Source organism: Streptomyces sp. NPDC028368 (assembly GCF_055565615.1).
This window is the reverse complement of the sequence record NZ_JBVHTY010000009.1, coordinates 140,682-156,115: the sequence shown is the minus strand read 5'-3', so window position 1 is coordinate 156,115 and position 15,434 is coordinate 140,682. Positions and strand designations below refer to the sequence as shown.

General features: G+C 72.6%; 10 protein-coding genes. 4 read left to right on the top strand and 6 right to left on the bottom strand.

Going from position 1 to position 15,434, the window contains the following annotated elements:
* Positions 1-19: 19 nt before the first annotated feature.
* Positions 20-1,966 carry a tetracycline resistance ribosomal protection protein Otr(A) gene (gene otr(A), locus ACZ4S3_RS22130; RefSeq protein WP_467936738.1) on the bottom strand — a complete coding sequence of 649 codons (1,947 nt, stop codon included), beginning with the start codon at positions 1,964-1,966 and terminating at the stop codon, positions 20-22.
* A gap of 194 nt (positions 1,967-2,160) precedes the next feature.
* A complete protein-coding gene (gene lpdA, locus ACZ4S3_RS22125; protein ID WP_467937015.1) occupies positions 2,161-3,597 on the bottom strand; it encodes a dihydrolipoyl dehydrogenase in 1,437 nt (478 codons plus the stop codon).
* Positions 3,598-3,742: 145 nt separating this feature from the next.
* Between lpdA and ACZ4S3_RS22120 the strand changes: the two genes are divergently transcribed.
* Positions 3,743-4,615 (top strand): LysR family transcriptional regulator, encoded by an 873-nt coding sequence (locus ACZ4S3_RS22120; protein ID WP_467936736.1) that lies wholly within the window; start codon positions 3,743-3,745, stop codon positions 4,613-4,615.
* Between the two features lie 6 nt (positions 4,616-4,621).
* On the opposite strand, the gene treY is transcribed toward ACZ4S3_RS22120, so the two are convergent.
* Positions 4,622-7,117 (bottom strand): malto-oligosyltrehalose synthase, encoded by a 2,496-nt coding sequence (gene treY / locus ACZ4S3_RS22115; protein ID WP_467936734.1) that lies wholly within the window; start codon positions 7,115-7,117, stop codon positions 4,622-4,624.
* Between the two features lie 152 nt (positions 7,118-7,269).
* Between treY and ACZ4S3_RS22110 the strand changes: the two genes are divergently transcribed.
* Positions 7,270-8,541, top strand: a complete 1,272-nt coding sequence (locus ACZ4S3_RS22110) for an MFS transporter (protein ID WP_467936732.1) — start codon at positions 7,270-7,272, stop codon at positions 8,539-8,541.
* Here ACZ4S3_RS22110 and glgX read toward each other — a convergent pair.
* Positions 8,477-10,645: a glycogen debranching protein GlgX gene (gene glgX / locus ACZ4S3_RS22105; RefSeq protein WP_467936730.1), complete on the bottom strand. Its 2,169-nt coding sequence runs from the start codon at positions 10,643-10,645 to the stop codon at positions 8,477-8,479. The two genes, ACZ4S3_RS22110 and glgX, sit on opposite strands and share 65 nt — an antisense overlap.
* Positions 10,646-11,347: 702 nt before the next feature.
* Between glgX and ACZ4S3_RS22100 the strand changes: the two genes are divergently transcribed.
* Entirely contained in the window at positions 11,348-12,598 is a 1,251-nt protein-coding gene (locus tag ACZ4S3_RS22100; protein ID WP_467936728.1) for an SAV2148 family HEPN domain-containing protein, read from the top strand.
* Positions 12,599-12,654: 56 nt separating this feature from the next.
* Here the strand turns inward: ACZ4S3_RS22100 and ACZ4S3_RS22095 are convergent, their stop codons facing one another.
* The gene (locus ACZ4S3_RS22095; RefSeq protein ID WP_467936726.1) at positions 12,655-13,371 is read right to left on the bottom strand and encodes an SDR family NAD(P)-dependent oxidoreductase; all 717 of its coding nucleotides are present in this window, start codon (positions 13,369-13,371) and stop codon (positions 12,655-12,657) included.
* Positions 13,372-13,573: 202 nt separating this feature from the next.
* Between ACZ4S3_RS22095 and ACZ4S3_RS22090 the strand changes: the two genes are divergently transcribed.
* Positions 13,574-14,287, top strand: a complete 714-nt coding sequence (locus tag ACZ4S3_RS22090) for an exonuclease domain-containing protein (protein WP_467936724.1) — start codon at positions 13,574-13,576, stop codon at positions 14,285-14,287.
* A 97-nt stretch (positions 14,288-14,384) separates the two neighbouring features.
* On the opposite strand, the gene ACZ4S3_RS22085 is transcribed toward ACZ4S3_RS22090, so the two are convergent.
* A complete protein-coding gene (locus tag ACZ4S3_RS22085; protein ID WP_467936722.1) occupies positions 14,385-15,275 on the bottom strand; it encodes an aminoglycoside phosphotransferase family protein in 891 nt (296 codons plus the stop codon).
* Positions 15,276-15,434 lie beyond the last annotated feature (159 nt).

Genomic DNA, 15,434 nt, shown 5'->3' with positions numbered 1-15,434 from the left:
CCGGAGTCCCGCCGCGCTCTCAAGCCCGCCCGCCGCCCACGGCATCGGCCGTCACCCGTACCGGACGGTCGCCCGAAGGATACGAGCTCCACACCCCTTCACCGTGCGTCAGGCCGGGCAGCGCGCCCTCGGCCTCCTGGACATGACGCGCCGGGAGCACCCCGCGCACCAGCCAGGCGTGCCGCCCGCCCGCCGTCTCGCCGAACTCCGCGCCCAGCGCCCCGAGCCGGGCGGTGACCGCAGCCAGCGCATCGAGCGGCAGCTCCGCCTCGAAGGCGTGATACGGCTCGTAGGTCCTGGTCCCGGCCCGGCGCAGCGCACGCAGCAGGACGCCCGGCGTCACCGTACGGAAGTCCCCGGCGGTGCTCACCGGGCCGACGAACCCCGAGCGGGTCAGCACCACCCGGCAGTCCGTCACCGCCCGCCCCCGCGGCCCCTCGCGCAGCGTCGCCAGCACCGTCTCCTCGATGGCCTGGTGGAAGCCGTGCGGCAGCGCGCCCAGTTCCGTCTCGTAGGTGAAGACCGGGCCGGAGCCGCGGGCGCCCGGCTCGACGCGCAGCCCGACCGTCGCCCAGTGCCCGGTATGGCCCCGCTTGGCGATCTCGTGGTGCGCCTCGCCCACCCCGCACGGCCGCTCCACACACACCACCCGGCTCGGCGCGAACTCGGCCTCGATGCCGTGCTCGTCGCGCAGGGTGGCCGCGATGATCTCCTTCTGCACCTCGCCGTGCAGCAGTACGGAGGTCGCGCCGTCGGCCGCGGGGCGGGTCTGCAGCAGCGGGTCCTGGTCGGCCAGCGCCAGCAGCGCGGCACGCAGGGCGGCGGCGCGCGCCGGATCGTGGGCCCGGACGACGGTCTCCAGGGTGGGCGCGGCGAACAGGGCGTCCTCGGCGTCGCCTGCGGGCCCGAGGCGGTCACCGGTGCGGATGCCGGGCAGCCCGCGGAGCACCGCGATATTGCCCGCCGTGAGCGGCCCTTCGTCGCCGGGCGGCCGGCCGACGATGTCGAGGGAGGTGATCCGGCCGGTCAGCGAGCTCCACCCGCCGTCCGCCGCACGCCGGTGCAGCTCCACCCGCTGCCGTGACCGCAACGCGCCCTGATAGAGCCTGATATGAGCCGTTCGTTCGCCGCCCGGCGGCTGATGGACGGCGAACACCGTGCCCCGCGGCACCTCGCCCGCCCCCTCCGGAGCCGGCGGAATCAGCCCGGCCATCGCCTCGACGAGCGCACCGACGCCCTGCCCGCCGAGCGCCGAACCGAAGTACACCGGATGCAGGGACCCGTCGGCCGTCCGGGCGGCCAGCGCCGCGCGCACCTGCTCAGCGGTCGGCGGCGGCCCTTCGACCACCTGGGCGAGCACCGACTCGTCCACCTCGGCCAGCGTCTCGGCGATCCGGTCGCGGGCCTGGGGGTCCTCCAGGCCGTACGGCGTCGCCCGCGCAAGGGGCGTGCCGAGTCCGGCCACGGACATCATCGGTACGGCGGCGGGGGTCAGCAGCCGGCGGATGTCCGCCAGCAGCGCATCGCCCCGGGCACCGACCCGGTCGATCTTGTTGACGAAGAGCAGGGTGGGCAGCCGCAGCCGCCGCAGCGTCTTCATCAGCACCCGGGTCCTGGCCTGGACGCCTTCCACCGCGGAGAGCAGCAGCACGGCGCCGTCGAGCACGCCCAGGGCGCGTTCGACCTCGGCGATGAAGTCGGAGTGGCCGGGGGTGTCGATCAGATTGATCTGAACACCGGGATTCTCACCGACGGTGAAGGAGGCGACCGCGGAGCGGATGGTGATGCCGCGCTGCCGTTCCAGCTCGCCGGTGTCCGTACGGGTGTCACCGGCGTCGACGCTGCCGAGCCGGTCGATGACGCCGGTGTCGAAGAGCAGCCGCTCGGTGAGGCTGGTCTTACCCGCGTCGACGTGGGCGAGAATCCCGATGTTCAGGGTGTGGGAAGGGAGCAGGGAAGGTGCCATGGAAGGTGGATTCCTCGAGAACTGTCGTCCGGACGGGGCGATGAGTAGTTCCGAGGAATCGGCGCATTCGGGGCTCCTTGGTGCGGATCGGTGCGGGCCGGTGCGGTAAACCGGGCGTACGGGGCCATGCTGCGCAGCCGTCGGCGGGGCCGCAACCGGATTAACCGGCTTCGGCCCCGAGGGCTGCCGGGCGCTCAGTGCTGGTGCAGCCCCCGCCCCGCCAGCGTGAGAAACGCCTCCCCGACCGCCTCCGACAGCGTCGGGTGCGCATGGATGTGCCGGGCCACATCGGACGGTTCGGCCTCCCAGCCCACGATCAGCTGGCTCTCGGCGATCATCTCCGAGACCTGCGGACCGACCAGATGGACGCCGAGCACCACCCCGGTGGCCTCACCGCCCGCCCCGTCCGCCGCCGCGACCACCTTCACCATGCCGCCCCGGCCGTGCACCATGCCCTTCGCGGTCGCCGTCAGCGGCATGGTGTTCACCTTGACCGGCAGCCCCCGGGCGCGAGCCTGCGCCTCGGTCAGGCCCACCGACGCGGTCCCCGGCGAGGAGTACGTCACCCGGGGCACGGCGGCGTAGTCCACCGGGGGCGAGGGGATACCCGCCAGCGTCTCGGCGACCAGCAGCCCCTCCGCGAACGAGGCGTGCGCGAGCCCGAGGGACGGCGGCGGCAGCAGGTCGCCGACCACATGGATGCCCGGTACGGCGGTCTCCAGCCGAGACCAGTCGGCGGGCGCCACATACCCCCGCGCGTCCGCCGACAGCCCGGCCGCCTCCAGGGCCAGCCCCTCCGTCACCGGGACCCGCCCCACGGCGACCAGCAACCGCTCGGTCTCCAGGACGACTTCCTCCCCCTTGGGAGTGCGGAGGGTGGCCCGCACGCCGTCCGGCAGCAGCTCGGTGCCGACCAGCGTCGAGCCCGTACGCACCGTGATGCCGCGCTTCTTCAGCCCGCGGACGAGATGCCGGCTCACCTCCTCGTCCTCCAGCGGCAGCAGCCGGTCCGCGGCCTCCACCAGCGTGACCTCGGCACCCATCGAGCGGTGCAGCGACGCGTACTCGACGCCGATCGCGCCACCGCCCAGGACCAGCACCGACGCCGGCAGCCCCGGAGCGAACAGCGCGTCGTCGCTAGTGACGACCCGTCGGCCATCGGCCGCGAGCCCCGGCAGCAGCCGCGGCCGCGAACCGGTCGCCAGCACGATGCCGCGCCGCGCCGTGAACTCCCCGCCGCCCTCGATATGCACCGTGCGCGGCCCGGTCAGCCGCGCCGTGCCGCGTATCACCCGCACCCCGGCACGGTCCAAGTTCCCCTCGACCCCTCGGTGGTTACGGGTGACGATGTCGTCCCGGGTCGCGGTGAGCGCCGCCCAGTCCACGGCCTCCAGGGTGGCCTTCACACCCCACCGCTCCCGCGCCTCGGCGATGCCGTCCACCAGCTCCGCCGCATGCAGCATCGCCTTGCTGGGGATGCAGCCGCGGTGCAGGCAGGTGCCGCCGATCAGGTCGCGTTCGGCCAGCACCACCCCCAGGCCCAGGGCCGCGGCACGCAGGGCGGTGCTGTAGCCGCCGGTGCCGCCGCCGATGACGATGACGTCCGTCGTGCCCGCAGCGGTCTCATCCATGCGCTCACTCACGCACTCACTCTTGTGCTCGGTCATCCGCTCGCTCATGCGGCAAGACTCCGCCCACCTGCGGCGATGAGTCCAAGGCAATGTTTCTATGGGGGCGATGAGCGGCGTGCATACGGCATGGGGGAGGGGGCGGGCCATGAGCCTGCGGCAGATGGAATACCTGGTGGCGGTCGTCGAGGAGGAGTCCTTCACCCGCGCCGCCGAGGCGCTGCATGTCACCCAGTCCGCGCTCTCCCACCAGATCAAGGCCCTCGAACGCGAGGCGGGCGGCGCGCTGTTGGAGCGGCTGACGCGCGGCGTGCGGCTGACCGCGATGGGCCGGGCCTACTTCCCCTACGCCGAACTCGCGGTACGCAGCGCCCGGCAGGCCCGCCGTGCGGCCCTGGCGGCGGCCGGCGCGGAGAGCGGCGAACTCCATATCGCCACGGTGCATGCGCAGGCGATCGGAGTGCTGCCGGAGGTCTGCGCCCGGTGGGCGCGCGAACATCCCGGCGTACGGCTGGTGCTTCACGAGTACGCCACCACCGAGGAGCTGTACGACCGGATGGCGCGCGGCGTCGCCGATGTGGCGCTCGGCCCGCGCCCCAAGGACTGGCAGGGGCCGGTCACGGTCGTCGGCCAGGAGGAGATGGTGCTGGTCGTGCCGCACGACGACCCGCTCGCCGCCCGGGAGTCCGTACGGCTGGCCGACCTGGCGGAGCGGCCGTGGGTGCGGTGCGCCCTGGAGCCGGTGATCGGCGGAAGGCGCTGGCTGGACCTGGAATGCGAGCGCGCGGGCTTCACACCGCGCACCGCGATCCGTACGCAGCACACATCGACCGCCGTCCGGATGGCCGCCGCCGGCGTGGGCGTCCTGCTGACGGCGGCCCATGAACTCACCGGCCTCGACTGCGCCCTGGTCTCCACCGACCCGCCCTGGCGCCGCGACATCACGGTGTTCTCGCGGGTCGAACTGACCGGAGCCGCCGCGGAGTTCACCGAGCTGCTGCGCGCGGCCGGCGCGCCCTGAGCCGCGTCACTCCGCCGCGAAGAGCGCCACCGGCGACACCTCCAGCAGGTCGCTCAGCCCCACCGCCGCGCCCCCGTCCACCACCCGGCCGCTCAGCAGCTCGCGCCAGGGCCCGCCGGGCGGCAGCCGCAGCGCGGTGTCCCACCAGCCGCCGGTCTCCACCAGGCGCAGCGACAGCCGCGTCGCGACCGCCACCACCCGCCCGCCGCGGCCGAAGGCCACACAGTGCTCGGCGGCGGGACCCTCCGCGCGCAGCGGCTCGTACGCGCCGAACCACTCGGGGTGGGCCCGCCGCAGCCGCAGCACCAACGCCGTCAGCCGGAGCTTCTCGGCGGACAGATCCCGCGGCGCGGCCCCGCCGTCCAGTTCGGCGAGCGACTCGGGCCCGAAGCGGGCGGGCCGCCGGTTGTCCGGGTCGACCAGCGCCGCGTACTCCCGCTCGGTGCCCTGATAGAGGTCGGGCACCCCCGGCATGGTGAGGTGCAGCAGCGTCGCACCGAGCACGTTCGACCGGATGAACGGGGCCAGTTCGTCGTCCAGCGCGGTGAGGGCGGCGGCCGGGGGACCGCAGGGCCCGCTGCGCACGAACTCCGTCACCGCCTCCTCGTACGCCCGGTTCTGCTCCGTCCAGGAGGTCCGCAGCCCGGCCTCCCGTACGGCCTTGAGGACCGCGGGCGCCACCCGGTCGGCGGCCACCGGGTCACCGGTGGAGGGACCGCCCAGCCCGAACACGGTCTGCCAGGCGAGCCAGGACACCAACGGGTCCGTCGCCCCGTCCGCCATGAGGTGGCCGACCGCCCCGTCGGCCACCTCGCCCAGCACATCGCGCCACCGGTCCGGACACTCCGAGAGCACCGCGATCCGCGCCCGGACGTCGGCGCTGCGCTTGGTGTCGTGGGTGGAGAGCACCGTCGCGGTGGCCGGCCAGTCGCGCTGCACCCGGGTGCAGAAGTCGTGGAAAGCCTGCGGGCCGAGCGCCGGCGTTCCTGGGTCCCCGCCGACCTCGCAGGCCGACAGCAGCACCGGGTAGCGGTAGAAGGCGGTGTCCTCCACGGACTTGGCGTGCAGCGCGGAGGCGGTCTGGGCGAAGCGGGCGGCGAAGTCTGCGGTGTCGGCGGTGTCTGCGGTGTCTGCGGTGTCGGCGGTGTCGGTGAGGTCCGGGCCGTCGGGGCGGCGGCCGTCGGGACCGTCCCCGTACCGCCCCAGCGCCAGATCGTGCACCAGATCCACCGCCCGCGCCTCCTGTGGCACCCGGAACGCGCCCCGCGCCCGCGCGGCGGCCTCGCCCAGCATCGCCGCGTCGTGCCCGGCCCGGCCCGCGTCCGCGGCGTACGGACGGTAGACCGGCAGCCGCACCAGCAGTTCCCTGATCGCCTGCCGCAGCGCCCACGGCGCATGATCGCCGGGCTCCGGTGCCCGCTCGCTGATCCGTGTCGCCGTCCGCACCAGCCGTTCCACCTCCGCGGCCAGATCGTGCGTGACGACCTCGTACGCGGCCCGGCGCACCGTCTCCTCCCAGTCGCCGCCCTCGTCGGCCAGCGGGGTGACGAAGTCGCGGTAGTGCGAGAAGAGGCGGCCGGCGCCCTGCGGACAGACGAACAGCGCGTCGATGTGCCGCAGCGCGTCATAGCCCGTGGTGCCCGCGCAGGCCCAGCTCTCCGGCAGCCGCTCGTCGCCGGTGAGGATCTTCTCGACGACCGTCCAGCGGCCCCCGGTGGCGGCGTGCAGCCGGGCCAGATAGCCGCCGGGGTCCACCAGGCCGTCGGGATGGTCGACGCGCAGCCCGTCGATGACCCCCTCGCGGATCAGCCGCAGCAGCGTGCCATGCGTCGCGTCGAAGACCTCGGGGTCCTCGACACGTACCCCGATGAGCTCCGAAATGGTGAAAAAACGCCGGTAGTTGAGCTCGCTGCGGGCCAGCCGCCACCAGGCGAGGCGGTACCACTGGGCCTCCAGGAGGCGCGCCGTCGGCAGCCGCTGCGTACCGGGGCGCAGCGGGAAGGCGTGCTCGTGATAGCGCAGCACATCGCCGTCGACGCGGAAGTGCCGCATCTCCTCACCCAGCGGCCCGCCGAGCACCGGCAGCAGCATCCGCCCGCCGTGCCCGCCGTCCCAGTCGATGTCGAACCACCGGGCATACGGGGACTGCGGCCCGTCCCGCAGGACCTCCCACAGCGGGCCGTTCAGCGAGGCCGGGGCCGGCAGGGCCATATGGTTCGGCACGATGTCGACGACCAGGCCCAGACCGTGCGACCGGGCCGTTGACGCCAGCGCCCGCAGCCCTTTCTCGCCGCCGAGCTCGGCCCGTACCGCCGTGTGGTCGACCACGTCGTAGCCGTGTGTGGACCGTGGCACCGCTTCCAGGACGGGGGAGAGGTGCAAATGGGAGACGCCGAGCGCGGCCAGCTGCGGCACCGCCCGCTCGGCGGCGGCGAAGGGGAAGTCCGGCTGGAGCTGCAGCCGGTAGGTGGCGGTCGGTGACGGACTCGAAGGCTGCGTCATGGGAACACCCGTACCCCATTGACGGCGCGTTGCGCCATCCACCCGGGGCATCCGCGTTGGCGTTTCCTCCGACCCGGCGAGCCGGCGCGCGGCATTCCTTCGTACGTCCCGTGTGTACGGTGCGGCGCCCCGCCCCGGGTAGCGTCCGCCCGATGACCGCTGTCACAGCCACCTATCGCCAGGTGATCGCCCTGGGCGGGCCCCTGCTGCCCTTCGCCTCCTTCCTCGGCAGACTTCCGACCGCCATGTGCCAGCTCGGCAGTCTGCTGCTGGTGGCGAGGACCAGCGGTTCGCTCGCCACCGCGGGCCTGGTGGGCGGTGCGCTGGCCGCGGGGCAGACCATCGCCGGGCCGCTGATCGGCCGGCTCGCCGACCGGCACGGGCAGCGGCCCGTCGTGCTGGCGGCCTGCTGGCTCAACGCCCTTGCCGTGACCGCACTGGTGACGGCTTCCCTCGCGCGGACCGCAACGCTGCCGCTGGCCCTGATCGGGCTGCTGGCAGGCGCCTGCGTACCGCAGATCGGGCCGCTGGCCCGCACCCGTCTGGTGGCCCTCGCCCATCACGTGAGGGCCGATGACCGCATGGTCAATGCCGCGCTCTCCTTCGAAGGGACCCTGGACGAGGTGTCGTTCGTGCTCGGCCCGGCGCTGGTGGGCCTGGCCGCCACGGTCGCCCATCCGGCCGTGGCACTGGCGCTGGCCGCGGTGCTGCTCGCCGTCTGCGGCACGGCCTTCGCGCTGCACCCGACGGCCAGGGTGCTACGGCCCGCGGCGGGCCCGTCCGGCAGCCGCCCGGCCCGCTCCCGGCTGTCTCGCGGCGTGCTCGCCATGCGGGCCTCGATGGTGTTGCAGGGCGCCATGTTCGGCGCCTGCCAGGCCGGCATCACCGCGCTCACCGAACGCCTCCACCAGCCCGCACAGGCCGGCCTCGTCTACGCCGCGATGGGCGTGATGAGCGCGGTGGCGGGCCTCTCGCTGGCCCTGGTGCCCGCCCGGATCGGGCTGCTGACCCGGTGGCGGGGGGCCGCCGCCGCGCTGATCGTGCTCTCGGTGCCGCTGCTGTTCGTCCAGACGCTGGGGGCGCTCTATCTGGTCGTCGTGGTCCTCGGCGTGGCCTTCGCACCGCATCTGATCACGGTCTTCGGGCTCACCGAACGGGCGGTACCCGCCACCCGGCTGGCCGAGTCGATGGCCTTCCTCACCAGCGCGGTGGTCGGCGGCCAGGCCCTGGCGCTGGCCGCTTCCGGCCGGCTCGCCGATGCGCACGGGCCGTTCGCCGCCTTCGCCGTCGCCGTGGGGGCTGCCGTCCTGATCCTCGCCGTCGCGGTCGCGGCCCGGGTGACGAGCGGGACCGCCCGCGTCACGTCGGCCGCTGCAGCACCAGCAGACTCCGTCCGGTCAGCGTCAGCAGATCACCGGCCTTGACCTTCGCACCCTGGCCGTCCGCCGCCGCCCGCGGCCGGTCGGTGTCCACCACCACCTGCCATTGCCGCCCGTGGTGCACCGGAACCGTGAACTCCATCTCCTGCTCGTGCGCGTTGAACATCAGCAGGAAGGAGTCGTCCGAGATCGGCTCGCCCCGCGGTCCCGGCTCGGAGATGGAGCTGCCGTTCAGAAAGACCGTCAGCGCCTTGGCGTGGACGGACTGCCAGTCGCGGGTGCCCATCTCCTCGCCCTCGGCCGTGAACCACGCGATATCGGACAGCTCGTCATACGTGCCCTCGACCGGCTGCCCCTGGAAGAACCGCCGCCGCCGGAACACGGGGTGATCGCGCCGCAGCCACACCATCTGCCGCACGAACGCCAGCAGCTCCCGCTCCTCGTCCGGCGCCTCCGCCGGATCGCCCTCCTCCGCCTCGTCCCGGTCCGCCTTGGCGTCGCTCTCCGGCCACCGCACCCAGGACAGCTCGTTGTCCTGGCAGTACGCGTTGTTGTTGCCGCCCTGGCTGCGTCCGAACTCGTCCCCGTGACTGAGCATCGGCACGCCCTGCGACAGCATCAGCGTCGCGATGAAATTCCGCATCTGGCGGGCCCGCAGCCGCCGCACCGAAGGATCGTCGGTCGCCCCCTCGACCCCGCAGTTCCACGACCGGTTGAAGCGCTCGCCGTCCCGGTTGTCCTCGCCGTTGGCCTCGTTGTGCTTGTCGTTGTAGGCGACCAGGTCGTGCAGCGTGAAGCCGTCGTGGCAGGTCACGAAGTTCACCGAGGCGAGTGGCCGTCGCCCGTCACCCTGATAGAGGTCCGACGAGCCCGTCAGCCGGGACGCGAACTCCGCCAGGGTGCGCGGTTCGCCCCGCCACAGATCCCGTACGGTGTCGCGGTACTTGCCGTTCCACTCGGTCCACAGCGGCGGGAAGTTCCCCACCTGATAGCCGCCCTCCCCCAGGTCCCACGGCTCGGCGATCAGCTTCACCTGGCTGACCACCGGGTCCTGGTGCACCAGATCGAAGAACGACGACAGCCGGTCCACCTCGTGGAACTGCCGGGCCAGCGTCGCCGCCAGATCGAACCGGAACCCGTCCACGTGCATCTCCTGCACCCAGTAGCGCAGCGAGTCCATCACCAGCTGCAGCACATGCGGACTGCGCATCAGCAGGGAGTTCCCGGTCCCGGTGGTGTCCATGTAGTACCGCTTGTCGTCCGTCAGGCGGTAGTACGAGGCATTGTCCAGCCCCCGGAACGACAGCGTCGGGCCCAGATGATTGCCCTCCGCCGTGTGGTTGTAGACCACATCGAGGATCACCTCGATCCCGGCCCGGTGCAGCGCCCGCACCGCCGTCTTGAACTCCAGCACCTGCTGCCCGCGGTCTCCCCAGGACGCGTACGCATTGTGCGGGGCGAAGAACCCGATGGTGTTGTAGCCCCAGTAGTTCGTCATCTTCGCATCCACCAGCCGGTGGTCCTGCACGAACTGATGCACCGGCATCAGCTCCAGGGCGGTCACCCCCAGCTTCGTCAGGTGGTCGATGATCGCCGGATGCGCCAGTGCCGCATAGGTCCCGCGCAGCTCGTCCGGCAGCTCCGGGTGCAGCATCGTCAGGCCCTTCACATGGGCCTCGTAGAGCACCGTCTCGTGATACGCGGTGCGCGGCGGCCGGTCGTCACCCCAGTCGAAGTACGGATTGACCACCACCGACGCCATGCTGTGCGGCGCCGAATCCATGTCATTACGCGCCTCCGGCCGGCCGAAGTGGTAGCCGTAGACCGCCTCGCTCCAGTCGATCCGGCCGCTCATCGCCCGCGCATACGGGTCCATCAAGAGCTTCGCGGAGTTGCAGCGGTGCCCGCGTCCCGGCTCGTGGGGACCGTGCACCCGGAAGCCGTAGCGCTGCCCCGGCATCACCCCCGGAAGATACGCGTGCCGCACAAAGGCGTCGCTCTCGCGCAGCTCGACGGCGGTCTCCGAACCGTCGTCGTGCAGCAGACACAGCTCGATGCGTCTCGCGGCTTCGGAGAACACCGCGAAGTTGGTGCCCGCCCCGTCATAGGTGGCACCCAGCGGATACATCTGTCCCGGCCAGACCTGCATGCGTTGACTCTTCCACCTTCTCGTCGGGGGCAGCGGCGACTCCACGACACGCGTCCGCGGACCGAAGCGAAATCCTTCCCCAACCTGGTCCCTATAGGGGGAATCTCGCCTTGTTTTCGCTGAAATGTGGGCAATGGGTCGCGATGTCGGATCGTCGTACTAAGGCGCGCCGGGAGAGGGTGCGGGGGAATGTGATGCCGGAGATGCTGTGCAGGAGTCCCGCCCGAAGCCGAAGCCGAAGCCGAAGCGGCCGAAGCCGAAGCCGAAGCGGCCGAAGCTGTTGCGGAGAGCGTCGGCCGGCGCACCGCCATCATCGCCGCCGACCGGAATGCACAAGGACATCGCGAACAGCACTCCAACGGCATTCCGACAGCACTCCAGCGGCATTCCAACGGCATTCCATGCGCGGGGATTTCGGTGTCGCCGTGCCAGGAGCGGACCGCCGCGTCGCCACATCGCGGACGCGCCCGGGTCAACGGCCGGCCACGGAAACACCCCATCGCGTGGGCCGGCATCGGCCCCGCCCGGCTCCCTGCGACGTCACAGCTATGAATCCGCTCACTCCCCTCCCGCGCCCCGGAGGCAACGCGCCCTGGTACGCAGGGGAGTTGGCAGCCGACTCGATCCATCCTGCTGCACCGCCTCCCGCACCGCAGTAGTCTGCCTTGATCGTTGGCACGGGGGTTCGGAAGGCGGTGGCAGGTGAGCGGCGGGCTGGAGTTGCCCCCTGGTGACGAGAGTCATGAGGGTTATGAGGGCGGCTCCGTCGATGCACCGCCCGGCGCGGTGTCCCTGGCGCGCCCGCTGGAGATCGGGGCGGAACTCGACTGGGGCGCCGACGCCTGGAGCGAGGTGCGTACCCGCGCCAGCCGGGCCGGACGCGCCTACATCTGGCTGAATCTGGTCGAGCAGCGGCTGCGGGCCGTCGTGGCGGCCGTGCTGAGGCCCATCTACGAGCCGGTGCACGGCGACGAATGGGTCATCGCGGCGGCCGGGCCCGCCGGGCAGGAATGGGTGCAGCGCGCGGTCGCGGTCCGCGAGGTCAGCCGCCGCAAGGGCTATCTCCTCGACCCCGCCGACGACAACATCGTCAGCTTCCTGACGCTGCCTCAGCTGCGGGAGCTGATGGTCCAGCACTGGCCTTGCTTCGAGCCGTACTTCGACGACCGCCGCGAGGTCGAGCTGGCCCTCGACGAGCTGGAGGTCGCCCGCAACATCGTCTCCCGCAACCGCGCCCTGTCGCAGACGGTGCTCGCCCAGGCGGAGCGGGCGTCCGCCCGGCTGCTCGACATATTGGGCTCCGGCGCCGGCACCCGGGTCTCCGGCCGGCTGCCCATCGATGCCGTGGAAGACCTCGTCGGCGACCGCTACGCCGACGTCATCGGCGTCCATTCCGACCGGGTACGCCTGCAGCGCCAGCTCCCCGCCGAGGACCTCTTCGGCGATGCCCGCCGCCTCGACGCGGTGGGCATAGGCCTGAACCTCCTCGTCCAGAACTACTCCGGCCGCCGCCTCGTCCGGCTCGCCGAGTCCGGCTGCCGCATCCGCCTGCTCTTCCTCAACCCCGCGAGCAGCGCGGTCCGCCGCCGGGAGCGCGAAATCGGCCTGAAGAAGGGCGAGATGAGCCGCTCCATCGAAATGAACATTCTCCATATGCGGCGGGTGCGGGCCCGGCTGCGCGACCCCGGAGCCTTCGAGATCCAGGTCTTCGACGAGACCCCGCGCTTCACCGCCTATCTTGTCGACGGCGACGGCCCCGACGGCCTGGCGGTGGTGCAGAGCTATCTGCGCAAGAGCCGCGGGATGGAGTCGCCGGTTCTGGTCCTGCGCGGCGGCGGCCGCAACATCGTCCGGACGGACGGGCGGGACGGGCGCGACGGCGAGCACGGTCTGTTCGAGACCTACCGCGAGGAGTTCGAAAGCGTGTGGGCGGACTCGCGGCCCGTGTCGTGACCGTGCGGCGCCTGGACCGCGGCGCGGGTGGCACAGGCGGCGGGGCCGGCGGAGACCTACGGTGTCCCCGTGAGTCCGCCGTCGACCCGTAGCTCGATTCCGTTGACGTAGTCGGCGAGCGGGCTGGCCAGATAGGCGACCGCGGCGGCGATGTCCTCCGGGCGCCCCCGCCGCTCGTCCGCCGACCCGTCGACGCGGTCCTCGTCCGTGACGATGGTCCCCGGGCTCACGCAGTTCGCGGTGACCCCGGTCCCGATGAGGTGGTGAGCCAGGCTCGTGGTCATGTTGACCACGGCCGCCTTGGCCGCGGCGTAGGCGGCCATGTCCGGCGGCGGAGTCCGTGCGGCGCGGCTGCCGATGGTGATCACCCGGCCCCAGCCGTGCTGGCGCAGCGAGGGCAGCAGGGTCTGGGTGACCCGTACCGTCGGCAGCACATTCCCCTCGAACGCGGCCCGCCAGTCGGCCGGCCGGGCACTGTCCCAGCCGTGTCCGGCGAACGGACCGGCGTTGTTGACCAGAATGCGGGCCCCGAACTCGCGTGCCGTGACCGCGACCTCTTCGGCGACGCCCGGCTCCCTCAGATCGCCCAGCACCACTTCGGCGCGCACCCCGTGGGCCGTGACCTGTTCGGCGACCGCTGCGGCGGCGGCCGCGTCCCGCCCGTGGACGAGGACATCGCACCCTTCGCCCGCCAGCGTCGCGGCGATCGTCGCGCCGATCCTGGAACTGCTGCCCGTCACCAGCACGCCGTGTCCTGCCAGCCGTAGGTCCATGCGGTCAGCCTAGGGGCGGCGGGACGGCGGCGGGGGTCTGCCGCGATGGGCAGCCGGGGGGATTGTCAGTGGTGCGTGGGAGAGTGAATCAGCAACGGGGGAAGTACCACCGAAGGAGGGGCCGCATGAGTGAGCGCAGCGAGGGAGTCAAGGAGAGGTGCGCGCCGAGCGAGTGCGAGGCCGAGCGAAGCGAGGTTTCGGCATGAGTTGGTATCAGGAGCTGCTGGTCGGCTTTGACCTGGAGACCACGGGCACCGATGTCGAGCGGGACCGCATCGTCACCGCCGCGCTGATCCGGCTGGAAGGCGACGGCCGGGTGGCCGGAAAGCAGTCCTGGCTGCTCGACCCGGGCGTCCCGATTCCCGACGAAGCGGCGGCGATTCACGGCATTTCGACCGCATATGTCCGAGAACGCGGCCGTCCGCCGGCCACCGCGATAGAGGAAATCACCGAGGCGCTGGCCGAGGCCCTGCGCGCGGACATCCCGCTGGTGGTGATGAACGCGCGATACGACCTCTCGCTCCTCGACCGCGAGTGCCGGCGCCACGGCGTACGGACGCTGACGGACCGCCTCGGGCACGCACCCGCGCCGGTCATCGACCCTCTGGTCCTGGACAAGCATGTGGACCGCTACCGCAAGGGGAAGCGCGCGCTGCAGGCCCTTTGCGGGCATTACGGCGTGCGGCTGGACGGCGCGCACGAGGCGGGCGCCGACGCCGCGGCCGCGGCCGGCGTCGCCCGGCGTATCGGGGAGAAGTACCCGGCCGTCGCCATCCCCTCGCCGCGCGACCTGCACGCCCTGCAGGAGGAGGCCGCAGCATCCCAAGCCGCCTCGTTCCAGGAGTACTTGCGGCGCTCCGGCGACCCCCAGGCGATAGTCGAGCCGGCCTGGCCGCTCATTCCCTACCAGGCCTGACGGACACCGGAGCCGGGCCCGGCGCGGCGGTCCCGCCAGGGCGCCCCGAGGCCGCCAGAAGGGATGCCCCTTCCATCCCCTCAGACAGGGATGTCCCTCAGAAGGGATACCACCGCACCGTCGCGTCCTTCTCGCGCAGCGACGCGACCCGGCGGCGGAATTCCGCCAGCGCCGCGGGGTTGCCGGGCGCGTGCTGGGAGACCCAGGCGCAGCTCGCCGTTTCGCGGGATCCGCGCAGCACGGCGCAGCCCTCCCAGTCCCGTACATCCCAGCCGTAGACCGACACAAAGGTGTCGTACGCGTCCGCGGCCAGCCCGTAGCGGTCCCTGCTCAGCGCCATCACGACCAGATCGTGTTCGCGCAGATCGGAGGAGAAGGTTTCCAGGTCGACCAGCACCGGCCCGTCGGGCCCGACATGGACGTTACGGGGCAGCGCATCGCCGTGGATGGGACCGCGCCCCAGATGCGGTTCCAGCGCCGACGCGGCCGCGGCGAACGCATCCCGCCGCCCGCGCAGATACTCCGCGTCCTGCGCCGAAACGGCGTCGCCCGCCAGCCGCAGCCAACGCTCGACGCCGCCGAGGAGTTCGCGCCGGGGGAGGGCGATGGGCGGTTCCGACAGCGCGTGGACCACCTTCAGCAGCTCGGCGAGATCGCCCGGTCCCGCGGGGCGGGTGGCCGGCGCAAGCCGCTGCCAGTACGTCACGGGGTGCCCGTCGACCAGGGAGGCCATGGGCTCGGCGGCCCGTACCGCCGGCACGCCCTGCGCCTGGAGCCACTGGGCCACGCCCAGTTCCCGCTCGGCGCGCTCCAGCAGCTCGGCGCTGCGGCCCACCCGTACGACCGGCCCGCGCTCATCGAGGGCGAAGACGGCGTTCTCGCCGAGCGAGAGCAGCTGGGCGTCCGCCGCCGCGTCGGGGTGCCCGGCCGCCGCCAGGACGTCCCGGGCGCGCGCCTCCGTGAAGGCGGCGGGGCTCGGTTCGGTCATCGTGGTGCCTCCTGCTTTGCGTGATCGCGACCAGTGTCGCAGGCCCCGTGACGTCCCAGGTGGGGAGATCCTTCACGGAATCCGGCCGGGAGCTTGACGGCGGTGGCCGCCGTCACGACGATGACGGCGGCCGACCGCACCGGGGCACCGGGCGACGGA

Excerpts from the sequence above, each read along its gene's own strand:
- ACZ4S3_RS22085 (WP_467936722.1), bottom strand. The coding sequence starts at position 15,275 with ATGACCGAACCGAGCCCCGCCGCCTTCACGGAGGCGCGCGCCCGGGAC.
- ACZ4S3_RS22110 (WP_467936732.1), top strand. The coding sequence starts at position 7,270 with ATGACCGCTGTCACAGCCACCTATCGCCAGGTGATCGCCCTGGGCGGG.
- lpdA (WP_467937015.1), bottom strand. The coding sequence starts at position 3,597 with ATGGATGAGACCGCTGCGGGCACGACGGACGTCATCGTCATCGGCGGC.
- ACZ4S3_RS22090 (WP_467936724.1), top strand. The coding sequence starts at position 13,574 with ATGAGTTGGTATCAGGAGCTGCTGGTCGGCTTTGACCTGGAGACCACG.
- glgX (WP_467936730.1), bottom strand. The coding sequence starts at position 10,645 with ATGCAGGTCTGGCCGGGACAGATGTATCCGCTGGGTGCCACCTATGAC.
- treY (WP_467936734.1), bottom strand. The coding sequence starts at position 7,117 with ATGACGCAGCCTTCGAGTCCGTCACCGACCGCCACCTACCGGCTGCAG.
- ACZ4S3_RS22095 (WP_467936726.1), bottom strand. The coding sequence starts at position 13,371 with ATGGACCTACGGCTGGCAGGACACGGCGTGCTGGTGACGGGCAGCAGT.
- ACZ4S3_RS22120 (WP_467936736.1), top strand. The coding sequence starts at position 3,743 with ATGAGCCTGCGGCAGATGGAATACCTGGTGGCGGTCGTCGAGGAGGAG.